Annotated in this window: 24 protein-coding genes; 19 read left to right on the forward strand and 5 right to left on the reverse strand. The window is 66.9% G+C overall.

Annotated features, from left to right (window positions below):
• Nucleotides 1-45: 45 nt before the first annotated feature.
• From fabD to nagZ, 18 genes are all read left to right on the forward strand, one after another.
• Nucleotides 46-999, forward strand: a complete 954-nt coding sequence (gene fabD, locus AC1DYK_RS17675; RefSeq protein WP_478167497.1) for an ACP S-malonyltransferase — start codon at nucleotides 46-48, stop codon at nucleotides 997-999.
• Nucleotides 1000-1023: 24 nt separating this feature from the next.
• On the forward strand, nucleotides 1024-1767 hold the full coding sequence (gene fabG / locus AC1DYK_RS17680) for a 3-oxoacyl-ACP reductase FabG (protein WP_478167498.1): 744 nt from the start codon (nucleotides 1024-1026) through the stop codon (nucleotides 1765-1767).
• Nucleotides 1768-1867: 100 nt separating this feature from the next.
• Nucleotides 1868-2107, forward strand: a complete 240-nt coding sequence (gene acpP / locus AC1DYK_RS17685; protein WP_007830471.1) for an acyl carrier protein — start codon at nucleotides 1868-1870, stop codon at nucleotides 2105-2107.
• A 92-nt stretch (nucleotides 2108-2199) separates the two neighbouring features.
• Nucleotides 2200-3444 carry a beta-ketoacyl-ACP synthase II gene (fabF, locus tag AC1DYK_RS17690; protein WP_478167499.1) on the forward strand — a complete coding sequence of 415 codons (1245 nt, stop codon included), beginning with the start codon at nucleotides 2200-2202 and terminating at the stop codon, nucleotides 3442-3444.
• A gap of 13 nt (nucleotides 3445-3457) precedes the next feature.
• Nucleotides 3458-3934, forward strand: coding sequence for a hypothetical protein (locus AC1DYK_RS17695; RefSeq protein ID WP_478167500.1), 477 nt, complete (start codon nucleotides 3458-3460; stop codon nucleotides 3932-3934).
• A complete protein-coding gene (rpoE, locus tag AC1DYK_RS17700) occupies nucleotides 3931-4602 on the forward strand; it encodes an RNA polymerase sigma factor RpoE (protein ID WP_478090716.1) in 672 nt (223 codons plus the stop codon). The genes AC1DYK_RS17695 and rpoE overlap by 4 nt, the downstream gene beginning before the upstream one ends.
• 13 nt (nucleotides 4603-4615) lie before the next feature.
• Nucleotides 4616-5257, forward strand: a complete 642-nt coding sequence (locus tag AC1DYK_RS17705; RefSeq protein WP_478167501.1) for a sigma-E factor negative regulatory protein — start codon at nucleotides 4616-4618, stop codon at nucleotides 5255-5257.
• Between the two features lie 23 nt (nucleotides 5258-5280).
• Nucleotides 5281-6339, forward strand: coding sequence for a MucB/RseB C-terminal domain-containing protein (locus tag AC1DYK_RS17710; protein ID WP_478090714.1), 1059 nt, complete (start codon nucleotides 5281-5283; stop codon nucleotides 6337-6339).
• 31 nt (nucleotides 6340-6370) lie between these two features.
• Complete coding sequence (locus AC1DYK_RS17715) at nucleotides 6371-7849, forward strand: DegQ family serine endoprotease (protein ID WP_478167502.1); 1479 nt, start codon at nucleotides 6371-6373, stop codon at nucleotides 7847-7849.
• Between the two features lie 608 nt (nucleotides 7850-8457).
• Nucleotides 8458-10269, forward strand: a complete 1812-nt coding sequence (gene lepA / locus AC1DYK_RS17720) for a translation elongation factor 4 (protein ID WP_478157312.1) — start codon at nucleotides 8458-8460, stop codon at nucleotides 10267-10269.
• A gap of 63 nt (nucleotides 10270-10332) precedes the next feature.
• On the forward strand, nucleotides 10333-11304 hold the full coding sequence (lepB, locus tag AC1DYK_RS17725; RefSeq protein WP_478157310.1) for a signal peptidase I: 972 nt from the start codon (nucleotides 10333-10335) through the stop codon (nucleotides 11302-11304).
• 31 nt (nucleotides 11305-11335) lie between these two features.
• Nucleotides 11336-11692 (forward strand): DUF4845 domain-containing protein, encoded by a 357-nt coding sequence (locus AC1DYK_RS17730; protein WP_478157308.1) that lies wholly within the window; start codon nucleotides 11336-11338, stop codon nucleotides 11690-11692.
• A gap of 10 nt (nucleotides 11693-11702) precedes the next feature.
• Entirely contained in the window at nucleotides 11703-12401 is a 699-nt protein-coding gene (gene rnc, locus AC1DYK_RS17735) for a ribonuclease III (RefSeq protein ID WP_478167503.1), read from the forward strand.
• Nucleotides 12398-13351: a GTPase Era gene (era, locus tag AC1DYK_RS17740; protein WP_478167504.1), complete on the forward strand. Its 954-nt coding sequence runs from the start codon at nucleotides 12398-12400 to the stop codon at nucleotides 13349-13351. Before rnc ends, era begins: the two co-directional genes overlap by 4 nt.
• Before the next feature lie 232 nt (nucleotides 13352-13583).
• Nucleotides 13584-14342, forward strand: coding sequence for a DNA repair protein RecO (gene recO / locus AC1DYK_RS17745; protein ID WP_478167505.1), 759 nt, complete (start codon nucleotides 13584-13586; stop codon nucleotides 14340-14342).
• A 132-nt stretch (nucleotides 14343-14474) separates the two neighbouring features.
• Nucleotides 14475-15218: a pyridoxine 5'-phosphate synthase gene (locus AC1DYK_RS17750; protein WP_478167506.1), complete on the forward strand. Its 744-nt coding sequence runs from the start codon at nucleotides 14475-14477 to the stop codon at nucleotides 15216-15218.
• The gene (acpS, locus tag AC1DYK_RS17755) at nucleotides 15215-15610 is read left to right on the forward strand and encodes a holo-ACP synthase (protein WP_478092108.1); all 396 of its coding nucleotides are present in this window, start codon (nucleotides 15215-15217) and stop codon (nucleotides 15608-15610) included. Before AC1DYK_RS17750 ends, acpS begins: the two co-directional genes overlap by 4 nt.
• Complete coding sequence (nagZ, locus tag AC1DYK_RS17760; protein WP_478167507.1) at nucleotides 15607-16680, forward strand: beta-N-acetylhexosaminidase; 1074 nt, start codon at nucleotides 15607-15609, stop codon at nucleotides 16678-16680. The genes acpS and nagZ overlap by 4 nt, the downstream gene beginning before the upstream one ends.
• Before the next feature lie 3 nt (nucleotides 16681-16683).
• On the opposite strand, the gene AC1DYK_RS17765 is transcribed toward nagZ, so the two are convergent.
• From AC1DYK_RS17765 to AC1DYK_RS17780, 4 genes are all read right to left on the reverse strand, one after another.
• Nucleotides 16684-17193 carry a YgjP-like metallopeptidase domain-containing protein gene (locus AC1DYK_RS17765; protein ID WP_478167508.1) on the reverse strand — a complete coding sequence of 170 codons (510 nt, stop codon included), beginning with the start codon at nucleotides 17191-17193 and terminating at the stop codon, nucleotides 16684-16686.
• Nucleotides 17190-18479, reverse strand: a complete 1290-nt coding sequence (locus tag AC1DYK_RS17770) for an Hsp70 family protein (protein ID WP_478167534.1) — start codon at nucleotides 18477-18479, stop codon at nucleotides 17190-17192. The genes AC1DYK_RS17765 and AC1DYK_RS17770 overlap by 4 nt, the downstream gene beginning before the upstream one ends.
• Nucleotides 18473-20023: a lysine--tRNA ligase gene (gene lysS, locus AC1DYK_RS17775; protein ID WP_478167509.1), complete on the reverse strand. Its 1551-nt coding sequence runs from the start codon at nucleotides 20021-20023 to the stop codon at nucleotides 18473-18475. Before lysS ends, AC1DYK_RS17770 begins: the two co-directional genes overlap by 7 nt.
• A gap of 133 nt (nucleotides 20024-20156) precedes the next feature.
• A complete protein-coding gene (locus AC1DYK_RS17780; RefSeq protein WP_478167510.1) occupies nucleotides 20157-20804 on the reverse strand; it encodes an LON peptidase substrate-binding domain-containing protein in 648 nt (215 codons plus the stop codon).
• 50 nt (nucleotides 20805-20854) lie between these two features.
• On the opposite strand from AC1DYK_RS17780, the gene AC1DYK_RS17785 reads away from it, so the two are divergent.
• Nucleotides 20855-21412, forward strand: coding sequence for a YggT family protein (locus AC1DYK_RS17785; protein WP_478167511.1), 558 nt, complete (start codon nucleotides 20855-20857; stop codon nucleotides 21410-21412).
• Between the two features lie 132 nt (nucleotides 21413-21544).
• Here AC1DYK_RS17785 and accD read toward each other — a convergent pair whose 3' ends face one another.
• Nucleotides 21545-22417, reverse strand: coding sequence for an acetyl-CoA carboxylase, carboxyltransferase subunit beta (gene accD, locus AC1DYK_RS17790; RefSeq protein WP_478157304.1), 873 nt, complete (start codon nucleotides 22415-22417; stop codon nucleotides 21545-21547).
• Nucleotides 22418-22435 lie beyond the last annotated feature (18 nt).

The following is a 22435-nucleotide window of genomic DNA, read 5'->3' on the forward strand; positions in this document are numbered from 1 at the left end:
GCGTGCTGCCCGACGCGGGCAGCGGCGCCTCGGACACATCTCATCATGAAATCATTCGCTTTCGTCTTTCCGGGTCAGGGCTCGCAGGCGGTCGGCATGCTCGACGCCTGGGGCGATCACCCGGTCGTGACCGCCACGCTGCGCGAGGCCTCCGATGCGCTCGATGAAGACATCGCGCGCCTGATCCACGACGGCCCCAAGGAAACCCTGGCCCTGACCACCAATACGCAGCCCGTGATGCTGGTCGCGGCGATCGCGGCCTGGCGCGCCTGGCTGGCCGAAGGTGGCGCCGAGCCGTCGGTGCTCGCCGGCCATTCGCTGGGCGAGTACTCGGCACTGGTGGCCTCCGGCGTCCTGACGCTGGCGCAGGCCGCGCCGCTGGTGCGCTTCCGGGCCCAGGCGATGCAGCAGGCGGTGCCGGTCGGCGTCGGCGCGATGGCGGCCATCCTGGGCATGGACGCCGCCAAGGTGAAGGCCGGCTGCGCCGAGGCCACGGCCTCTTTCGGCCCCGGCAGCGCCGAGATCGTGGAAGCGGTGAACTTCAACGACCCGATGCAGACCGTGATCGCGGGCAGCAAGGCCGCGGTCGACAAGGCCTGCGAAGTCCTCAAGGCCGCCGGTGCCAAGCGCGCGCTGCTGCTGCCGGTCTCCGCGCCTTTCCATTCGAGCCTGATGAAGCCGGCCGCCGAGGCGCTGCGCGAGCGGCTGGCGTCGGTTTCCGTTGCCGCGCCCCGGATTCCGGTGCTCAACAATATCGATGTCCTGGTCGAAACCGACGCCGAGCGCATCCGCGCCGCACTGGTGCGCCAGGCCGCGGGTCCGGTGCGCTGGGTGGAAACCGTGCAGGCCCTCGAGGTCCGCGGCGTCGAAGCCATCGTCGAGTGCGGACCCGGCAAGGTGCTGGCCGGCATGGCCAAGCGCATCGCGCCGACGCTGGCTGCGGCCTCGATCTATGATCCGGCGACGCTCGCCGAAACCCGGCAACTGCTCGGCGCCTGAGCGCGCCGTCTCGAGATTCAGTCCATGAGCAATCCCAAATTCGAAGGCCAGATCGCCCTGGTCACCGGCGCGACCCGAGGCATCGGCGCGGCCATTGCGCTCGAGCTGGCGCAGCGCGGCCTCAAGGTCATCGGGACCGGCACCACCGAAGAGGGCGCCGCCAAGATCACCGCCGCACTCGCTGCCTACGATGGCCGAGGCTGTGCGCTGGATGTCAACGATGGCGCTGCGGTCGAGGCCCTGATCGACGAGATCGTCAAGGTCTACGGTGCGGTCCACGTGCTGGTCAACAACGCCGGCATCACCCGCGACACGCTCGCGATGCGGCTCAAGGACGCCGACTGGGATGCGGTGCTCGACACCAACCTGAAGGCGGTCTTCCGACTGTCGCGCGCCGTGATCCGCCCGATGATGAAGCAACGATACGGTCGCATCATCAGCATCACCAGCGTGGTCGGCGCCTCCGGCAATGCCGGCCAGGCCAACTACGCGGCCGCCAAGGCCGGCGTGGCCGGCATGACGCGGGCGCTGGCGCGCGAGCTCGGCAGCCGCAGCATCACGGTCAATTGCGTGGCGCCCGGTTTCATCGAGACCGACATGACGGCCAGCCTGCCCGAGGCCCAGCAGCAGGCGCTGCTCGGCCAGATTCCCCTCGGCCATCTCGGCAAACCCGCCGACATCGCCCACGCGGTCGCCTACCTGGCGTCGCCCCAGGCCGCCTATGTCACGGGGCAGGAACTGCACGTGAACGGCGGCATGCACATGTAGCCCGCCGAGCGCAAGACCTTTCACCCGCGGCCGTGCGGCAAATGCCACAATGCGGCCGGCTAAAATCAACTGATTACATACAACCCTCAGAGGGAACCAAATGAGCGATATCGAAGCACGTGTCAAGAAAATCATTGCCGAACAACTCGGCGTTGAAGAGTCCCAGGTCACCAACGAAAAGGCTTTCGTGGCCGATCTCGGCGCGGACTCGCTCGACACGGTCGAACTCGTGATGGCGCTCGAAGACGAATTCGGCATCGAGATCCCGGACGAAGACGCCGAGAAGATCACGACCGTGCAGAACGCCGTCGACTACGCCACCAAGAATCAAAAGGCCTGATTGGCCACGCTGAGTTCCGTCCTTCCGGGCTGCGGCTTCCACGCCTGCATGCACCGGCCAGAGGTCTCAGCTTCCCAGAAAGGTTTGCCGGCATGACCAAACGCCGCGTCGTCGTGACCGGACTCGGTTGCCTCGCTCCTGTCGGAAATACCGTTGCCGAATCCTGGGCCAACCTGTTGGCCGGGAAGTCGGGCATCGACACCATCACCAAGTTCGATGTGAGCGCCTTCTCCTGCAAGTTTGCGGGCGAAGTGAAGGGTTTCGACATCAAGGACTACATTCCCGAGAAGGAAGCGCGCCACATGGATCGCTTCATCCATCTCGGGCTTGCCGCCGCCATCCAGGCGGTGCAGGACAGCGGGCTGCCGACCGGCGATGCGCTGTCCGAAGAAGATGCGGTTCGCATCGGCTGCAACATCGGCTCCGGTATCGGCGGCCTGCCGCTGATCGAGGACACCCACGCCGAATTGGTGAACCGCGGCCCGCGCCGCGTGTCGCCGTTCTTCGTGCCGGCGTCCATCATCAACATGATTTCGGGCCATGTCTCCATCAAGTATGGATTCAAGGGCCCGAACATCGCGGTCGTCACGGCCTGCACCACCGGCCTGCATGCGATCGGAATCTCCGCCCGCATGATCGAGTATGGCGATGCCGACGTGATGATCGCGGGCGGCGCCGAATCGACGGTGTCGCCGCTGGGACTTGGCGGTTTCGCCGCCGCGCGTGCGCTGTCGACGCGCAATGACGATCCCCGGACCGCCTCGCGCCCCTGGGACAAGGACCGCGACGGCTTCGTGCTCGGCGAGGGGGCCGGCGTCGTGGTGCTCGAGGAGTACGAGCGCGCCAAGGCTCGCGGTGCCAAGATCTACGCCGAAGTCTCCGGCTTCGGCATGAGCGGTGATGCCTTCCACATGACCGCCCCCAACGTCGACGGACCGCGCCGCTCGATGGCGATGGCGCTGGCCAACGCCGGGGTCGATGCCGACCAGGTGCAGTACATCAATGCCCACGGCACCTCGACGCCGCTGGGTGACCTGAACGAGACCAACGCGATCAAGAACGCCTTCGGCGAGCATGCCCGCAAGCTGGTCGTGAACTCGACCAAGTCGATGACCGGCCACCTGCTGGGCGGCGCCGGCGGCATCGAGTCGGTGTTCACCGTGCTGGCCCTGTATCACCAGAAGAGCCCGCCGACGATCAACATCTTCAACCAGGATCCGGAGTGCGATCTCGACTACTGCGCCAACGAGGCGCGCGATCTGAAGATCGATGTCGCGGTCAAGAACAACTTCGGCTTCGGCGGCACCAACGGCACGCTGGTGTTCAAGCGCGTTTGATACTTCCCTACCCATGCACAGCGCCCCGTCGGTGAACTATCCGGTGGGGCGTTCGCGCAAGGCGGAGCGGCTGCTGATGCTGCTCTGGGCGCTCGGCGTCGGCTGTGTCACGCTGGCTTGCGTCCGATCGGGCGGCGAGCTCGACTGGCGGCAGGCGATGCTGGCCTTCAGCGCCGTCGTTGCCGGGGCGGCCGGCTGGACCGGCGTCCTGCGTTCTTCCGCTTCAGCGGAACTCCAGTTCGACGGTCAGGCCTGGGCGATCACGGGCGGCGCTGCGCAACGGGCGGCCCGCGCCAGCGTCGCCCTCGACCTGCAATCCCTGCTGCTGGTGCGCCTGGCCGGGCCCGCCCGGGCACGGCGCTGGATCTGGCTCGACCGCCAGGCCATGCCGGAGCGCTGGCCCGACCTGCGGCGCGCGCTCTATTCGCGCGCCGGTGCGGCCGGGCCGGTCCCTCGTCCGGACGGCTCGGCGCATCATCCCTCGCCATGACCGCTTCGCTGCCTCCCGAACCACCGGACACCGGTCCGGGCGACGCGCCCGCCGCTGCCAGGCCGGGCGAGGTCGACTTCCAGCTGGTCCAGCGCACCGTGGCGGGCGACCAGAAGGCCTTCGAGCTGCTGGTCATCAAGTACCAGCGACGGATCGAACGCCTGATCGGACGCATGGTGCGCGACGTCAACCTGGTCGAGGACATCGCCCAGGAGACCTTCATCCGCGCCTACCGCGCGCTGCACCAGTTCCGCGGCGAGGCACAGTTCTACACCTGGCTCTACCGGATCGCGGTCAACACCGCCAAGAAGGCGCTGGTCGACATGAAGCGCGACCCGACCATCTCCGAAAGCGCCCTCCGAGCGTCTTCTGACGACGAGGATGAAACTTACCGGCCCGGAAACGAACCAATCAGCGACGAGACCCCCGAATCCGTGATGGCGGCCAACGAAATCGCCGCTGCAGTCGAAGCGGCGATGGAAGCGTTGCCGGCCGAGTTGCGGCAGGCAGTGACGCTGCGCGAAATCGAGGGCATGAGTTACGAAGAGATCGCCGAGGTCATGAACTGTCCGATCGGCACGGTGCGGTCGCGGATCTTCCGCGCCCGCGAAGCGATTTCGGTCCGGGTCAAGCCCTTGCTGGACAACCAGTCGGGCAAGCGTTGGTAAGCAGGTGAACAAGATGAACCAAAGAAACACAGTCCAAGAGCAGGTTTCCGCGCTCGCCGATGGCCACTTGCGCGACGACGAATTCGCCCAGGTGATCGGCCGCCTCTGCGTCGACGACGAATTGCGCGCGACCTGGCAGACCTATCACGTGGTGGGCGACATCTTGCGTTCGGGTGGCCACGCCGCTTGCAGCGACACTTCGACCTTCCTGTCGCGCTTCCAGAGCCGTCTTGCGGCCGAGCCGGTGGTGCCGGCCCTGCTGCCGGTGCCGCCGGAGCCCAGGGTGGTGCAGCGACGGGTCGAAGCCGCCAACGAACCGGTGTTCCGTTGGAAGCTGGTGGCCGGCGCGGCCTCGCTGGCGGCGGCTGCGGCGATCGGATGGAACTGGGTCGGCGTTGCGGATTCCCGCCCCACCGGCGCCCAACTGGCGCTGCAGCAGGCAGCACCGGCCGTGTTCGCCACTGCCGAGGCACCGACTCAGGCGGCCCCGAACTTCGCATCGACCCGGGTCACGATCGGCAGCGGCAATCCGCAGGTCATGCTGCGCGATCCGCGGCTGGACCAGTTGCTCGAAGCGCACCAACAGGCAGGAGGAGCTTCGCAGATGCCCTCGGGATTCCTGCGCAACGCCACCTTCGATCGGCCGTCGCGCTGACGCGCGCGCCGTCAGTCCTTGCGATGACTCATTCGATGCCGATCTCCGCGCGCGGGTTCCTGGTTCTGGTGGCCGCGCTGTGCATGGCACAGGTGTCGCTGGCCCAGGGCCGAAGCCCTTCGCCGTCCGTGCAGAGCGTACCCAGCGCGACCGGCGGCGACGCGCCCGCGATGGGCGTGGTCGAGTGGCTGCAGCGCATGCATGCCGCCGCGCGCCAGCGCAGCTATGTCGGCACCTTCGTGGTCTCTGTGCCGGCCGGCAACCTGTCGAGCGCACGGATCTGGCATGTGTGCGAGGGCGACCTCCAGATGGAGCGCATCGAGGCCCTGTCGGGTCCGCCGCGCTCGACCTTCCGGCGCAACGACCAGGTCGTGACCTTCCTGCCGGAGTCGAAGATCGTCAAGCGCGAGAAGCGCGAGAACCTCGAACTGTTCCCGAACCTGTCGGGCATGCCCGATTCATCGATCGCCGAGTCCTACGGCGTGCGCGTGATCGGCAAGGACCGGGTGGCCGGCTTCGATGCCGACGTGATCCAGATCGAGCCGCGCGACGCATTGCGTTTTGGCTACCGGGTCTGGAGCGAGCGGCGCTCGGGCCTGGTGATCAAGCTGCAGACGACCGACCGCGACAGCAAGGTGATCGAGCAATCGGCCTTCTCCGAACTCCAGCTCGATGCACCGGTCAAGATTCACGCGCTGACGCAGATGATGGGCAGCACCGCGGGCTACCGGGTCGAGAAGTCGGAGCTCGAGCGCACCACGGCGCAACGCGAAGGCTGGGCGCTCGGCAAGCCGGTGGCGGGCTTCAGGCCGGTCAGTTCCTTCCGCCGCCCGATGGGGGGCGACGGACAGGGCTATACGATGCAATGGACTTTCTCGGACGGGCTGGCGACGGTCTCGCTTTTCATCGAGCCTTACGACGCGCAGCGCAAGCCCGAGGAAGTGCTGCTCGCACTGGGTGCCACTCACACGCTCACGCGTCGAATGACGGACAAGGATGGCGATTGGTGGCTGACCGCCGTCGGCGAAGTCCCGCCGCAGACGCTGGATGCGTTCGCGCGAGGCCTGGTCCGTTCGCGCTAGGCAGTTTTTGTCTCTCCAACGAAAGAAACCGATGATGCTCAAGATCAAGGGGAACACCTTCCGTTCGGCCCTGATGGCCTGCGCGTTCGCGCTCGCTTCGACCACCGCGCTGCTGCCGGCAACGGCTGTGCACGCGCAGGCGCGGGTCCTGCCCGATTTCACCGACCTGGTCGACCAGGTCGGCCCGTCGGTGGTCAACATCCGCACCATCGAGAAGGTCGCCCAGAGCGGCGGCAGCGGCGAGCCCGACGAGGAGATGCAGGAGTTCTTCCGGCGCTTCTTCGGCCAGCCGATGCCGGGCATTCCGCGCCAGGGTCCGCGTCCGAACCGGCCGCAGGCGCCCGACGAAGAGCGTCCACGCGGCGTCGGCTCCGGCTTCATCCTGTCGTCCGACGGCTTCGTGATGACCAATGCGCACGTGGTCGACGGCGCCTCCGAAGTGCTGGTGACCTTGACCGACAAGCGCGAGTTCAAGGCCAGGATCATCGGCGCCGACAAGCGCACCGACGTCGCGGTCGTGAAGATCGACGCCACCGGCCTGCCGGCGGTCAAGGTCGGCGACGTGTCGAAGCTGCGCGTGGGCGAGTGGGTGATGGCCATCGGCTCGCCCTTCGGCCTCGAGAACTCGGTCACGGCCGGCATCGTCAGCGCCAAGCAGCGGGACACCGGCGACTACCTGCCGTTCATCCAGACCGACGTGGCCATCAATCCCGGCAACTCCGGCGGCCCGTTGATCAACATGCGCGGCGAAGTGGTGGGCATCAACAGCCAGATCTACTCGCGCTCGGGCGGCTTCATGGGCATCTCGTTCTCGATCCCGATCGACGAGGCCAGCCGCGTCGCGGACCAGCTGCGCTCCTCGGGCCGCGTTTCGCGCGGGCGCATCGGGGTGCAGATCGACCAGGTCACCAAGGATGTGGCGGAGTCGATCGGCCTGGGCAAGGCGCAAGGCGCGCTGGTGCGCGGCGTGGAGTCCGGCTCGCCGGGCGAGAAGGCCGGCATCGAACCCGGCGACATCATCACCAAGTTCGACGGCAAGCCGATCGAGAAGCCGAGCGACCTGCCGCGCCTGGTGGGCAACACCAAGCCCGGTACCAAGAGCTCGATCACCGTCTTCCGTCGCGGCAGTTTGCGCGACATCAACGTGACCATCGCGGAGATCGAACCCGACAAGCCGGCGAAGGTCGCGGCCGATCGCAACGAACCTGCAGCGAAGCCCTCGGCTTCGGCTGCCGCCAAATCGATGGGGCTCGCGCTCAGTGATCTCACCGAAGCGCAGAAGAAGGAGCTCAAGCTCAAGGGCGGCGTGCGCATCGATGCCGCCACCGATGCGGCCGCTCGCGCAGGGCTGCGCGAAGGCGATGTGGTGCTGGCGGTGAGCAATGTAGAGGTTGCGAATCTCAAGGAATTCGACGCCGCACTCGCCAAGGCCGACAAGAGCAAGCCGGTCAGTCTGCTGTTCCGCCGGGGCGATTGGGCCCAGTACGCGCTGCTCCGGCCGGCTCGCTGATCGGGCCAGGCCGGTGCCGGGCCGCTCTCAAGCCGGCCTGCGGCCCCCTCGGGGGGCAGCGACCCACATGAAGTGGGGGAGCGTGGGGGCCATTCAGGCGTCAAGTGGCCCCACCCCGCAGTCGGGTTTGGGGCCATTTTTTGGCCGCTGTCGCGCGTCAACCGCACCGTCCAAGAAATTTTTTTGACAGTTCGCGTGATCGATTTTGGTTGGCGATCACTAACTTAAAAGGCCTCTAACGATGAATTTCGGTAGAATAGAGCTCCTCCGGACCCCACTCGTCGCATAAGCGATCCGAGGTGCTTCACGATGCGAGATACCCGCTGCCCGTCCACCGGCGCTCCACAGTTCGCCCACAAGTTGTTAAGCGATTGCTCCACCGATCCTGTTGATAAGTTGTTCATAAGTCGCATGTTGCTGACCTGCAACGACCCCTCCCGGGCTTTGGCCCGGCTGTACGCGCCCCCCTTTTTGCCTACAATGAAGTCCCAACTACTGCAGTTGCCATTGCTTGTTGGTTCAGGGCGCGTCTCTTGGGGACGCGCCCTTTTTTCTTGCCTGTCGCCTTCTGCGCACGAGCCAATTCAAGTACTTAAGCGTTCCCGTTGATGAATCACATCAGAAATTTTTCGATCATTGCGCACATCGATCACGGCAAGTCGACGCTTGCCGATCGCTTGATTCAACGCTGTGGCGGTCTCGCCGAGCGCGAGATGGAAGCGCAGGTTCTGGACTCGATGGACATCGAGAAAGAGCGTGGGATAACCATCAAGGCACAGACTGCCGCGTTGCACTACAAGGCCAAGGATGGACAGGTCTACAACCTCAATCTGATCGACACGCCGGGGCACGTCGACTTCTCTTATGAAGTGAGCCGCTCGCTGTCCGCATGCGAAGGCGCACTGCTCGTCGTCGATGCGAGCCAGGGTGTCGAGGCGCAGACGGTGGCCAACTGCTACACCGCGCTCGACCTCGGTGTCGAGGTGGTGCCGGTGCTCAACAAGATGGATCTGCCGAACGCGGACCCCGACAACGCGCGCACCGAGATCGAAGACGTGATCGGCATCGACGCGACCGATGCGATCCCGTGCTCCGCGAAGACGGGCATGGGCATCGAGGAAATCCTCGAGGCCGTGGTCGCCAGGATGCCGGCGCCGCGCGGCAACCCCGACGGTCCGCTGCGCGCGATGATCGTCGACAGCTGGTTCGATCCCTACGTCGGCGTCGTGATGCTGGTGCGCGTGGTCGACGGCCGGCTGGTCAAGGGCGAGCGCATCAAGATGATGGCGTCGGGTGCGATGTACAACGCCGACAACATCGGCGTGTTCACCCCGGCCAACGAGCCGCGAGCCTCGCTCGAGGCCGGCGAGGTGGGCTACATCATCGCGGGCATCAAGGAGTTGCAGGCCGCGAAGGTCGGCGACACCGTGACGCTGATCAAGCCCGGCACCGGCGGCGCCGCGGCCACCGCGACCGAGGCGCTCCCCGGCTTCAAGGAGATCCAGCCCCAGGTGTTCGCCGGCCTCTATCCGACCGAAGCGAGCGAGTACGACTCGCTGCGCGACGCGCTCGAGAAGCTCAAGCTCAACGACTCCTCGCTGCGCTACGAACCCGAAGTGAGCCAGGCGCTGGGCTTCGGCTTTCGCTGCGGCTTCCTCGGCCTGCTGCACATGGAGATCGTGCAGGAGCGGCTGGAGCGCGAGTTCGACCAGGACCTGATCACGACCGCGCCCAGCGTGGTCTACCAGGTGGTCAAGAACGACGGCGAAGTGATGATGGTGGAGAACCCGTCGAAGATGCCCGACGTCGGCAAGATGGCCGAGATCCGCGAGCCGATCGTCACCGTGCATCTCTACATGCCGCAGGAATACGTCGGCGCCGTGATGACGCTGGCCAACCAGAAGCGCGGCGTCCAGCTCAACATGGCCTACCACGGCCGCCAGGTGATGCTGACCTACGAGATGCCGCTCGGCGAGATCGTGCTCGACTTCTTCGACAAGCTGAAGTCGGTCAGCCGCGGCTACGCCTCGATGGACTACGAGTTCAAGGAATACCGGGCCTCGGATGTCGTCAAGGTCGACATCCTGCTCAATGGCGAGAAGGTCGACGCGCTGTCGATCATCGTCCACCGCAGCCAGAGCCAGTACCGCGGCCGGGCCGTGGTGTCGAAGATGCGCGAGATCATCTCGCGCCAGATGTTCGACGTCGCGATCCAGGCGGCCATCGGGGCCAACATCATTGCGCGTGAGACAATCAAGGCGCTGCGCAAGAACGTGCTCGCCAAGTGCTACGGCGGCGACATCACCCGCAAGAAGAAGCTGCTCGAGAAGCAGAAGGCGGGCAAGAAAAGAATGAAGCAGATCGGCTCGGTCGAGGTCCCGCAAGAGGCCTTCCTCGCCATCCTGCAGGTAGAGGACTGATGGACCACCCCCGAAGCGACGGATTCGTGGGCCATGGGTCGCGCAGCACACAAGAAAACTAAGATGGCATTTCTCACTTCCCTGATTCTCGCGGCCTTCGTCGGCTACATCGGCGCCTGGTATTTCGGCGTGGTCGAAGGCAACTTCGCACTGCTGCTGTTCCTGGCGACCGTGGTCACCGGCCTCTTCTGGCTGGCGGAGCGCTTCTATTTCCTGCCGAAGCGCGCCCGCGCGGCCGAGGCGCTCGACGCCTCGCTGGCCCAGCGGCGCGAGGAGCTGGCACGCCAGGGCATCACGCAGGTCGACACGGTCGACACCAAGGCCCGCGAACGCCTGATCATGCAGCCGTGGTGGCTGGACTGGACCGCCGGGCTGTTCCCGGTGATCCTCGCGGTGTTCCTGCTGCGCTCGTTCCTGTTCGAGCCGTTCAAGATCCCGTCGGGCTCGATGATGCCGACACTGCTCACGGGCGACCTGATCCTGGTGAACAAGTTCGTCTACGGGCTCAGGCTGCCGGTCAGCAACACCAAGATCACGGATGGCCGCCCGCCGGCGCGCGGCGACGTCATGGTGTTTCGCTATCCGCCCAAGCCGAGCATGGACTACATCAAGCGCGTGGTCGGCGTGCCGGGCGACGAGGTCGCCTACCTGAACAAGAAGCTCACGGTCAACGGCGAGCCGGTCCCCAAGGTGTCGATTCCCGACTACTTCGATGAGGAGACGATGCGTTACCTCAAGCAGTACACCGAGGATCTGGGCGGCAAGGAGCATCGCCTGCTCAACGACGACACGCGCCGCGCAGGGCTTTCCGAGGTCGAGATCATGCAGTTCCCGAACCAGGAAAATTGTCGTTACAGTGTCGAGGGCGTGGTGTGCAAGGTGCCCGAGGGCCACTATTTCATGATGGGCGACAACCGCGACAACTCGCTCGATTCGCGCTACTGGGGCTTTGTTCCGGACCAGAACATCGTCGGCAAGGCCTTCCTGGTATGGATGAACTTCGGCAACCTCAAGCGCATCGGCACATTCCAATAAGCATCCGGATTTTCATCGAGGGGAAGAGGGCATGAGAGCAAGGCAGACAAGACATCAACAGCGCGGAATCTCTTTCATCGGGCTGCTGTTCGTCGCCATCGTGCTGGCCTGTGCCGGCGTGGTTCTGGCGCAGGTGATCCCGACCCTGATCGAGTATCAGGCGATCACCAAGGCAGCCAACAAGGCCAAGGAAGGCACGACGGTGCCCGAAGTGCGGGCCATCTTCGACCGCGCCCAGGCCATCGACGACTTCAAGTCGGTCAGCGGCAAGGACCTGGATGTCAAGAAGGACGGCGACAAGGTGGTCGTGTCTTTCGCCTACGACCGCGAGATCCACCTGTTCGGCCCCGCCTACCTCGTGCTCAAGTACCAGGGCCAGTCCCGTTGACGTTCTCCCTGTGACCGACGGCGGCCTCGTTGCGCTGCAGGGGCGCCTCCAGCACACATTCGCGGATGCGCGGCTGCTGCAGCTCGCGCTGACGCATCGCAGTTTTTCAGCCGACCACAACGAGCGGCTGGAGTTTCTCGGCGATTCGGTGCTGAACCTGGCGGTCTCGCACCTCCTCTATGTGCGTCTGGCGACGCTGCCCGAAGGCGACCTGTCGCGGGTGCGGGCCAACCTCGTCAAGCAGGACACCCTGCATCAGCTGGCGCTCAAGCTGGCGCTGTCGCCCTTGCTGCGCCTGGGCGAGGGCGAGGCGCGCTCGGGCGGCCAGAATCGGCCCTCGATCCTGGCCGATGCGCTGGAGGCGGTGATCGGCGCGGTCTACCTCGATGCCGGCTATGGCGCGGCCCAGGCGCTGGTGCACCGGCTCTACGAAGCGGTCGCGATCAGCCCGCGCATGGACGCGGCCTCCAAGGACCCGAAGACCGAATTGCAGGAATGGCTGCAGGGTCACAAAATGAAGCTGCCCGCCTACCGCGTCGTCGGAACGCTGGGAGCGGCACACAAGCAAACTTTCGATGTCGAGTGCGAGGTGCCCGACCTGGGCCTGCGCGAACGCGGCATCGGCGGCTCGCGCCGCGCCGGTGAGCAGGCCGCCGCGGCGGCCATGTTGATCCGGCTCAAGGCGCGCGGCGCGAAGGCAACCCCATGAACGAAGCGAACGAATCCATCCTCCCCCCGTCCGATGACGGGGAGGGAGGCCCCCGGCGCTGTGGCCTGGTGGCCATCGTCGGCAAGCCCAACGTGGGCAAGTCGACGCTGCTCAATGCCCTGGTCGGGCAGAAGATCAGCATCACCTCGCGCAAGGCGCAGACCACGCGGCACCGCATCACCGGCATGCGCACGCTGGGCGCGACCCAGTTCGTCTTCGTCGACACGCCGGGATTCCAGACCCTGCATGCCAATGCGCTGAACAAGTCGCTCAACAAGACCGTGCAGGGCGCGGTGGGCGATGTCGACCTGATCCTGTTCGTGGTCGAGGCCGGCAGTTTCACGCCGGCCGACGAGCGCGTGCTCAAGCTGCTCGGCAAGGGCATCCCGACCGTGCTGCTGGCCAACAAGCTCGACAACGTGCACCGCCGCGGGGACATCGCCCCCTGGCTGCAGATCATGCAGCAGAAGCACGAATTCGCCGAGTTCGTGCCGATGTCGGCCAAGAATGCGAAGGATGTCGAGCGCCTGTTCGGCATCTGCGAGAAGTACCTGCCCGAACAGGACTGGTTCTACGCCGAGGACGAACTCACCGACCGGAGCGAGAAATTCCTGGCCGGCGAACTGGTGCGCGAGAAACTCTTCCGTCTGACCGGCGACGAACTGCCCTACACCTCGACCGTCGTGATCGACAAGTTCGAGGAGGAGCCGCCCCAGAAGAAGGGCCAGAAGCGGCTGCTGCGCATCGCCGCCACGATCGTGGTCGAGCGCGACGGCCACAAGGCGATGGTCATCGGCGACAAGGGCGAGCGCATCAAGCGCATCGGAACCGAGACCCGGCAGGAGCTCGAAAAGCTCATGGACGCCAAGGTGTTCATCGAGCTGTGGGTCAAGGTGCGCTCAGGCTGGGCCGACGACGAGGCCAGGGTCCGCTCCTTCGGATATGAGTAAGCTCGCCCCCCAGCCTCGCTCACTTCGTGTAGCTCAGACACCAGGCGGCCGCCAGAGGCGGCTGCTCTTCGGGCACGTCCAAGCCTGCGCAGGCAGGCTTGGAGCCGCGGCCCTCAGCCCCTGCCGGGGGGCAATCCCAGCGGCCCGGCAAAGCCGGTTCCGCGGGATTCCTGGCTTCGGTCGCGCCGGTCGCCGGCGCTGCGAGCCTTGCAAGAGCAGGGCGGCCCGTTGAATGGCCGTTCGTCGGGTCACCCATGAGCCGGCTTATGTGCTCCACCGCTACGACTGGAGCGAGTCGAGCCTGATCCTCGAGGTGTTCACGCGCCACCATGGGCGCATCGCGCTGGTGGCGAAGGGCGCCAAGCGGCCCAGTTCCAACTTCCGCCCGGTGCTGCTGCCGCTGCAGCCGCTGCAACTGAACTTCAGCGGAGAAGCCGAGATCCGGACGCTCAAGGGCGCCGAATGGATGGGCGGGCACGTGATGCCGACCGGCGAGGCGCTGCTCTCGGGCTACTACGTCAACGAACTGCTGCTGCGCCTGCTGGCCCGCGACGATCCGCACGAGGCGGTGTTCGACGCCTACGCCGCCGTGGTGCAGGTGCTGGCGGGCCACCATGCGGGGGCGCAGGCAGCGACACAGTCGGCGGCGCTGCGGGCCTTCGAGCTGCTGCTGCTGCGCGAGGTCGGGCTGCTGCCCTCGCTCGATGTCGAGACCCTGACCCAGGCGCCGCTGGAGCCGGCCGGCCGCTATGCGCTGGTGCCCGAGGCCGGGCTGCGGCAGGCCGCCGCCGACGAAGCCGCGCTGGCGGGCGCCGACTGGCTCGCGCTGCAGGCCGCCCTCGATGATCGCGCGCCCTTTGCGGCGACCCTGCGCGTGTGCGCCGGCCGCGACGGCGCATTGCGCACCCAATCGCGGGTGCTGCTCAACTACCATTGCGGCGTTGCAACGCTGCGTACGCGGCAGATGATGCGGGACTTGCAAGCCTTATGAGCCGCCGGGCCGTTCCCAAGGCGAATACCGAAGCGCTGCTGCGCGGAGGGTTTCCATGAGCCGCCGGGCCGTTCCCAAGGCGAATACCGAAGCGCTGCTGCGCGGAGGGTTTCTATGAGCACTACTAGCACTATGACTACAGCCCTGTCGGTCAATCTCAACAAGGTCGCGCTGGTGCGCAACACGCGCCAGCTCGGCATCCCCAGCGTGCTGTTCGCCGCCGCAATGTGCCTGGACGCTGGTGCGCACGGCATCACGGTGCACCCGCGTCCCGACGAGCGCCACATCCGGCCGCAGGACGTGCGTGACCTGTCGGGGCTGCTGCACAGGGACTGGCCGGAGGCCGAGTTCAACATCGAGGGCAACCCCTTCCACAACCTGATGGAGTTCGTGCGCGAACTGCGTCCGCACCAGGCCACCTTCGTGCCCGACAGCGAGACCCAATCCACCAGCGACCACGGCTGGAGCTTTCCCGAGGACGCCGAACGCTTGAGGCCGCTGATCGCCGAGGCCCGGGCGCTGGGCGTGCGCGTGAGCCTCTTCATGGACCCGGCGCCGGAGATGATGGCGGCCGTCAAGGCGGTCGGCGCCGACCGCGTGGAGCTCTACACCGAGGGCTATGCAGCTTCGCGCGACACCTCCAAGGCGGGCCCCGTGTTGCAGCTCTACGCGGAAGCGGCGCGCGCCGCGCAGGCGGCCGGGCTCGAAGTCAATGCCGGGCACGACCTGAGCCGCGACAACCTGAGCGATTTCCTGAGGGCGGTGCCGGGCGTGCGCGAGGTGTCGATCGGCCATGCCTTCGTTTCCGATGCCCTGGAGCTCGGCTATTCCGCAGCCACGCGCGAATACCTGCGCCGCATCGAAGAAGCCCGGTGATCTACGGCATCGGCACCGATATCTGCGACATCCGTCGCGTCGCCGCCACCTTCGAGCGCCAGGGCGAGCGCTTTGCGCAAAAGGTGTTGAGCGATGCCGAGTTCGCGATCTGGCAGGCCCGCAGCGCGCGCTGGCCCAAGCGCGGCCTGCGCTACCTGGCCACCCGCTTCTCGGCCAAGGAGGCCTTCAGCAAGGCGATCGGCACGGGCATGCGGATGCCGATGAGCTGGCGGCTGTGCGAGATCGCGAACGAAAAGAGCGGCAAGCCCGTGATCGTCCTGCACGGCGGGCTGAAGGAATGGTTCGAGGCCCAGGGCCTGCGCGCCCATGTGACCGTGACCGACGAAACCGACTATGCGGCGAGCTTCGTCGTGGTCGAACGCAACGAATGACTGACAAGACCTTGCACGCCCCGTTGATCATCGATGTCGCGGGGGCCGACCTGAATGCCGCCGATCGCCGCCGGCTGGCCGATCCGCTGGTGGGCGGCGTGATCCATTTCACGCGCAACTGGCAGGATCGGGCGCAGATGACGGCGCTGAACGCCGAGATCAAGGCGCTCAGGCCCGACATCCTGATCTGCGTGGACCACGAAGGCGGCCGCGTACAGCGCTTCAGGACCGACGGCTTCACGCGGCTGCCGTCCATGCGCGCACTGGGCGAGTGGTGGATGACCGATGCCCTGCGCGCGACCCAGGCGGCGGTCGCCTGTGGCCAGGTGCTGGCCAGCGAGCTGCGCGCCTGCGGCGTCGACTTCAGTTTCGCCCCGGTGCTCGACCTGGACTACGGCGAAAGCAGCGTGATCGGCGACCGCAGCTTTCACCGCGACCCGCGCGTGGTCGCGCTGCTGGCGCGCAGCGTGATGCACGGCCTGCTGCAGGCCGGCATGGCCAACTGCGGCAAGCATTTCCCGGGACACGGCTTCGTCAAGGCCGATTCGCATGTGGCGATTCCCATGGACCGGCGCAGCCTCAAGGCCATCCTGGCTGACGACGCGCGGCCCTACGACTGGCTCACGGGCACGCTCGCCGCCGTGATGCCGGCGCACGTGATCTACCCGAAGGTCGATGCCCGTCCGGCCGGCTTCTCGTCGAAATGGCTGCGGCAGATCCTGCGCGGCAAGCTCGGTTTCGACGGTGCAGTGTTCAGCGACGACCTCAGCATGGAGGCCGCGCGCCGTATCGACGGCCGGTTGTTGAGCTACACCGATGCAGCGCTCGCCGCGCTGGATGCGGGCTGCGATCTCGCGCTGCTGTGCAACCAGAGCATCGGCGAAGGTGCCGCGCTCGACGAGCTGCTCGATGGCTTCGCCGAAGCGCGGCGCAGCGGGCGCTGGAAGCCGGATGCGGCCAGCGAAACGCGCCGGCGCAGCCTGCTGCCGCGCGGGGTGCCGCTCGACTGGACGGCGCTCAGTGCGTCATTCGCCTACCGGCAAGCGCTGGGCATGCTGCCGCGCGCGTAGTGTTCAGGCCGACGGCGTCCACAGCCGGCCGCCGCCGCCGTCCAGATGCGTCAGGTACAGACGCAGGTCGAACTCGAACTGGTGGTAGTCCGGCTCCATGTGGGCGCACAGCTTGTAGAAAGCCTTGTCGTGCTCGCGCTCCTTCATGTGCGCCAGTTCGTGCACGACGATCATGCGCAGCCACTCGATCGGCACTTCCTTGAACAGGCTCGCCACGCGGATCTCGCGCTTGGCCTTCAGCTTGCCGCCCTGCACGCGCGAAACGGTCGTGTGGGTGCCGAGCGCGTTCCGGATCACGTGCAGCTTGTTGTCGAAGGCCACCTTGGACAGCGGCTCGGCGTTGCGCAGGAACTCGCTCTTGAGGTCGATCACGTAGTCGTACAGCGCGCGGTCGGTCCGAATCTCGTGCATGGCGCCGTAGCGCTTCAGCAGCCAGTCGCCAAGCCGGCCCTCGGCGACCATCTGTTCGACCTGCGCGCGCAGCGCCGCGGGGTACGCGGCGAGGTACTTCATGCGGGCTGCGGCGTCCGCGCGCCCGCGGCGGTGGCAGCGGAATAGGCCAGACCGGCGGCCACGCCGCCGAAAAGGTCGCCTTCGATGAGATCGATGCCCGGGAAGGCGCGGCGCAGTGCGCTCTGGAATGGGCGCAGCGCCGACGAACCGCCCGTCAGGTAGATGGCGTCGAGGTCGCCGGCCTCGAGGCCGGCGCGCCGGACGCAATCGCCGGCGCAGGCCACCACGCTGTCGAGCAGTGCGGCCAGGTGCCGTTCCATGTCGCCGGCCGTCAGCGCGGCCGCCAGGCCCGGTTCGGCGCAGGAGAGGTCGATCGCCACCTCGTCGTGGGTCATCGAACTGCGGATCTTCGCCGCCTCGACCTCGCTGGCCACCCGGTGGCCCTCGCGGTTGACGAGCACGCGGATGAGGCGATCGTGCAGCCGCGTGTCGAGGTAGCTGCTGCGCAGCTCCTGCACCTGGCGGATCGACTTCGGCGTCTGCAGCCAGTTGATCAGGTGCCAGGTCGAGAGGTCGAAGAAGGGCCGGCTCGGCACTTCGCGGCCCTGGGGGCCGTGGTGGCGGAAGCCCAGGTGCGGCATCGCGCAGGCCAGGCTCAGGCGCTGGTCGTAGTCGGTGCCGCCGATGTGGACGCCGGTCGTGGCCAGCACGTCGCCGGAGCGGTCGGGGTCCTGTATGCGTTCGGGGCCGAGCCGCACGACCGTGAAGTCGGAGGTGCCGCCGCCGATGTCGACGATCAGCACCAGCGATTCACGCGTCACGCGGCGCTCGAAGTCGAAGGCGGCCGCGATCGGCTCGTACTGGAACGTGACCTCGCCGAGCCCGGCGTTCTCCGCGGCGCGGCGCAGGGTGGCTTCGGCCAGGGCATCGCGCTTGTCGTCTTCGTCGTCGAAGCGGATCGGCCGGCCGACCACGACCCGGCCGGGTTGGGCGCCGAGCTGGGCGCGTGCGCGGGTGCCGAGTTCCGACAGGAACAGCGTGATGATGTCCTCGAAGCTGACCAGCTGGTTGTCGATCTCGGTCGGCTCCTGCATCAGCGCGCTGCCCAGGATGCTCTTGAGCGAGCGCATCAGCCGGCCCTCGGTGCCCGCCAGGTAGAGCGCCATCGCCTCGCGGCCGAAATGCGTGCTGCGGTCCTCGGAGTTGAAGAAGATCGCGGTCGGGATCGCGACGGCCGAACCCTCCAGCAGCAGCGGGCGTGCAAGGCCGTCTTCCGCCACGAAGGCGGCTGCGGAATTCGACGTTCCGAAGTCGATCCCGATCGCAGGTGCGCGCTTGCTCAAGATTCGCGACGCAGGGCCGGGAACAGGATCACGTCGCGGATGCTCGGCGAGTCGGTCAGCAGCATCATCAGGCGGTCGATGCCGATGCCGCAGCCGCCGGTGGGCGGCATGCCGTATTCGAGCGCGCGCACGAAGTCGTGGTCGTAGAACATGGCTTCGTCGTCGCCGCTGTCCTTGGCCGCGACCTGCGCGTTGAAGCGCGCGGCCTGGTCCTCGGCATCGTTGAGCTCGCTGAAGCCGTTGCCGAACTCGCGGCCCGTGATGTAGAGCTCGAAGCGCTCGGTCACTTCGGGACGCTCGTCGTTGGCGCGCGCCAGCGGCGAGATCTCGGTCGGGTGCTCCATGATGAAAGTCGGCTGCCAGAGCTTCTCTTCCACCGTTTCCTCGAAATACATGACCTGCAGGCTCGCCAGGCTGCGTTGCGACAGCTTGTCCTTCTCCTCGCTGAGGCCGATCTTGCGCAGCGCGTTGACGAGCCAGGCGGCGTCGTCGACGCTGGCGCCGGCTTCCGTGTGCTTGACGATCGCCTCGCGGATCGTGAGCCGCTCGAAGGGCTGGGCGAGGTCGACGGCCTTGCCCTGGTAGCTCAGCTGCTGGCTGCCCACCGCCTTGTCGGCGATGGTGCGGATCAGCGTCTCGGTGAAGTCCATCAGGTCGCGGTAGTTCCAGTAGGCCGCGTAGAACTCCATCATCGTGAACTCGGGGTTGTGCCGGACCGAGATGCCTTCGTTGCGGTAGCTGCGGTTGATCTCGAACACACGTTCGAAGCCGCCGACGATCAGCCGCTTGAGATAGAGCTCGGGCGCGATGCGCAGGAACATCTCCTGGTCGAGCGCGTTGTGATGCGTCTTGAACGGCTTGGCATTGGCGCCGCCCGGGATCGGATGCAGCATCGGCGTCTCGACCTCGAGGAAGTCGTTGGCCACCATGAATTCGCGCAGCGCGCTCACCGCGCGGCTGCGTGCCGTGAAGCGATCGCGCGCCGCGGCGTCGGTGATCAGGTCGACGTAGCGCTGGCGGTACTTCTGCTCCTGGTCGGCCATGCCGTGGAACTTGTCGGGCAGGGGGCGCAGGCTCTTGGTCAACAGGCGCAGCTTGCTCACCTTGACCGACAGTTCGCCGGTCTTGGTCTTGAAGGCCGTGCCTTCGGCACCGACGATGTCGCCCAGGTCCCAGTGCTTGAACTCGGCATACGCCTCTTCGCCGACCCCGTCGCGCGTCACATAGAGCTGGATTCGGCCGGTGGCGTCCTGCAGGGTCGCGAAGCTGGCCTTGCCCATCACCCGCTTGAGCATCATGCGGCCGGCCACGCTGACCGGGACCGGCGTGGCGTCCAGCACTTCGGCCGCGGTCTCGCCATGGGCGGCGAGCAGGGCGGCCGCGCGGTCGGCGGGCTTGAAGTCGTTCGGGAACGCGACCCCCTTGCCGTCGGCCTGCGCCGCGCGCAGGGCCTTGAGCTTCTCGCGCCGTTCGGCGATCAGCTGGTTGTCGTCGGTGGCGGCGGCCGCGGCGGGCACGGGAACGGAAGGAGTCGGGTGGTCGGACATGGGCACTGGGGGAGCGGGGGGAAGGAGGGCGTGCGAAAGCACGCAACCCGCCATTTTAACCGCCCTCGGCTCCTGCAGGACCATCGCCCGACACGCGCCTGGACTGCCTTCGATGCTATCGAATTGGTAGCGGTCAGGTCGCGATGCCGGCCCGTGCGAGCAGATCGCTGACCAGTTCGAGGCGCATCAGCGGGCTGTCGAGCGCCATCAGTCGCTGCCTGAGTTCGGTCTGCATGGGCAACAGTTCGCACCAGCGGTTGGCGACCCAGCCGCAGTCCTCGAAGCGATAGGGCTGCGCGATCGGCAAGCGGACGCCGGCATCGCCGGTCATGCGTTGACGTTCTTCGAGCGCCTGCACGAGCCGGCGCAGCGCTTCGGCCGTCTGCTGCAGATCGTCGGGGATCGTCAGTGCCAGGTCGTCGGCCAGGGCCTCGACCTCGGCGGTCCAGAGACCGTAGCTCTGCAGCTCGCTGGAGCGGACGCTGAAGCGCTGCGTGCCGATGCACTCGATCTGCAGCAGTCCGGCCTGGGGCGCATCGAATTCGCGGATCACCGCCAGCGTGCCGACGGCGGCGAAGCGCTCGGCTTCGGCGCCGGCGCGGCGGACCTCGCTGCCCTGCGTCAGGCTCACCACGCCGAAGGGCGATCCGTTCCGGTGGCAGCGGCCGATCATGTCGAGGTAGCGGACCTCGAAGATGCGCAGGGGCAGCAGGCCGCCCGGGAAGAGCACGGTGCCGAGCGGGAACAACGGGAGGGAGCGCAGAAGGGGGCGTGTCGTCATCGATGAACCTTTGCGTGGCTATCATCGCATTCCGTTCACGACCACGCGCCATGTTCTATCAGATCCCCTCGTTCCTGCTCGACGTGATCGTCGGCCTCCTGGGCGGCGCTTGCCTGCTGCGTCTCTACATGCAATTCCACCGCGTGCCTTTCGGCAATCCGCTGGGGCGCTTCGTGTTCGCGGTCAGCGACTGGATCGTCCTGCCGCTGCGCCGCATCGTGCCCTCGGTCAAGCGCTGGGACCTCGCGAGCCTGGTGGCCGCCTGGCTGCTGGTGCTGGCCAAGTTCCTGCTCCTGTGGCTGTTGATGGGCGGCGTCGGGCGCTGGGCGGTGCTGCCGCTCGTGTCGCTGGTCGGACTGCTGCAACTCGCCGTGTCGGGGCTCACCGCGCTGCTGATCGTCCACGCGGTGCTGTCCTGGGTGCCGAATGCCTCCTCGATGCTGCACGACCTGATCGCGCGGCTGGCCGAACCGCTGGTGCGGCCACTGCGCCGCCTCATTCCGCCGATCGGCGGCGTCGACCTGTCGGTGCTGGCCGCGATCGTGCTCTTGCAGGTGGTGGCGATCGTGCTCGGCAACCTGATGCAAGCCGCCTTCACGCTGGGCTGATGCTGCACCTGGCCGGCGCAGCCAGGCCGTTGGTGAAACACCGCGGAACCGGCTTCGCCGGGCCGCTGGTGTTGCCCCCGGTAGGGGGTGGGCGCCCCGACACGAAGTGCGGGGCAACCTGGGGGCGAGCTACTAAACCACCGCGTCGGCGGGTTGTCGCAGCAGCATGGCCAGGGTGTTGGCCACGGTCTTGCGCAGTTCGCGCCGGTCGCAGATGAAGTCGATCGCGCCCTTGGTCTGCAGGAACTCCGCGCGCTGGAAGCCCTCCGGCAGGGTCACGCGCACGGTCGATTCGATCACGCGCGGGCCGGCGAAGCCGATCAGCGCCTTGGGCTCGGCGATCACCACGTCGCCGACGAAGGCGAAGCCGGCGCTCACACCGCCCATGGTCGGATCGGTCAGCACGCTGATGTAGGGCAGGCCCTTCTTCGCGAGGCGCGTCAGCGAGGCGTTGGTCTTGGCCATCTGCATCAGCGACAACAGGCCTTCCTGCATCCGCGCGCCGCCGGTGGCGGTGAAGCAGATGAAAGGCACCTTCTGCTCGATCGCGGTCTCGACGCCGCGCACGAAGCGCTCGCCGACCACGCTGCCCATGCTGCCGCCCATGAAGTCGAACTCGAAGCAGGCGACCACCACGTTGATGCTGTGCACCGAGCCGCCGATCACGACCAGGGCGTCGGTTTCGCCGGTGTTCTCCAGCGCTTCCTTAAGACGTTCGGGGTACTTGCGGCTGTCCTTGAACTTCAGGGCATCGACCGGCAACACCTCCTGGCCCACCTCGTAGCGGCCTTCGGGGTCGAGGAAAGCGTCGAGCCGCGCCCGGGCGCCGATGCGGTGATGATGGCCGCAGCTCGGGCAGACGTTCTGGTTGTGCTCGAGGTCGGTCTTGTAGAGCACGGTGTCGCAGCTCGGGCACTTGATCCAGAGGCCTTCGGGCATCTGGCGCCGTTCGCTCGGGTCGGTCGGCGTGATCTTGGGGGGAAGCAGTTTTTCAAGCCAGCTCATGGTGCTCCTTCGTTGGCG

It is taken from the genome of Variovorax sp. P2_H12 (assembly GCF_056403395.1).

Coding starts and splice junctions, on each gene's coding strand:
- fabD (WP_478167497.1), top strand. CDS start 46: ATGAAATCATTCGCTTTCGTCTTTCCGGGTCAGGGCTCGCAGGCGGTC.
- fabG (WP_478167498.1), top strand. CDS start 1,024: ATGAGCAATCCCAAATTCGAAGGCCAGATCGCCCTGGTCACCGGCGCG.
- acpP (WP_007830471.1), top strand. CDS start 1,868: ATGAGCGATATCGAAGCACGTGTCAAGAAAATCATTGCCGAACAACTC.
- fabF (WP_478167499.1), top strand. CDS start 2,200: ATGACCAAACGCCGCGTCGTCGTGACCGGACTCGGTTGCCTCGCTCCT.
- AC1DYK_RS17695 (WP_478167500.1), top strand. CDS start 3,458: ATGCACAGCGCCCCGTCGGTGAACTATCCGGTGGGGCGTTCGCGCAAG.
- rpoE (WP_478090716.1), top strand. CDS start 3,931: ATGACCGCTTCGCTGCCTCCCGAACCACCGGACACCGGTCCGGGCGAC.
- AC1DYK_RS17705 (WP_478167501.1), top strand. CDS start 4,616: ATGAACCAAAGAAACACAGTCCAAGAGCAGGTTTCCGCGCTCGCCGAT.
- AC1DYK_RS17710 (WP_478090714.1), top strand. CDS start 5,281: ATGACTCATTCGATGCCGATCTCCGCGCGCGGGTTCCTGGTTCTGGTG.
- AC1DYK_RS17715 (WP_478167502.1), top strand. CDS start 6,371: ATGATGCTCAAGATCAAGGGGAACACCTTCCGTTCGGCCCTGATGGCC.
- lepA (WP_478157312.1), top strand. CDS start 8,458: ATGAATCACATCAGAAATTTTTCGATCATTGCGCACATCGATCACGGC.
- lepB (WP_478157310.1), top strand. CDS start 10,333: ATGGCATTTCTCACTTCCCTGATTCTCGCGGCCTTCGTCGGCTACATC.
- AC1DYK_RS17730 (WP_478157308.1), top strand. CDS start 11,336: ATGAGAGCAAGGCAGACAAGACATCAACAGCGCGGAATCTCTTTCATC.
- era (WP_478167504.1), top strand. CDS start 12,398: ATGAACGAAGCGAACGAATCCATCCTCCCCCCGTCCGATGACGGGGAG.
- recO (WP_478167505.1), top strand. CDS start 13,584: ATGGCCGTTCGTCGGGTCACCCATGAGCCGGCTTATGTGCTCCACCGC.
- AC1DYK_RS17750 (WP_478167506.1), top strand. CDS start 14,475: ATGACTACAGCCCTGTCGGTCAATCTCAACAAGGTCGCGCTGGTGCGC.
- nagZ (WP_478167507.1), top strand. CDS start 15,607: ATGACTGACAAGACCTTGCACGCCCCGTTGATCATCGATGTCGCGGGG.
- AC1DYK_RS17765 (WP_478167508.1), bottom strand. CDS start 17,193: ATGAAGTACCTCGCCGCGTACCCCGCGGCGCTGCGCGCGCAGGTCGAA.
- lysS (WP_478167509.1), bottom strand. CDS start 20,023: ATGTCCGACCACCCGACTCCTTCCGTTCCCGTGCCCGCCGCGGCCGCC.
- AC1DYK_RS17780 (WP_478167510.1), bottom strand. CDS start 20,804: ATGACGACACGCCCCCTTCTGCGCTCCCTCCCGTTGTTCCCGCTCGGC.
- AC1DYK_RS17785 (WP_478167511.1), top strand. CDS start 20,855: ATGTTCTATCAGATCCCCTCGTTCCTGCTCGACGTGATCGTCGGCCTC.
- accD (WP_478157304.1), bottom strand. CDS start 22,417: ATGAGCTGGCTTGAAAAACTGCTTCCCCCCAAGATCACGCCGACCGAC.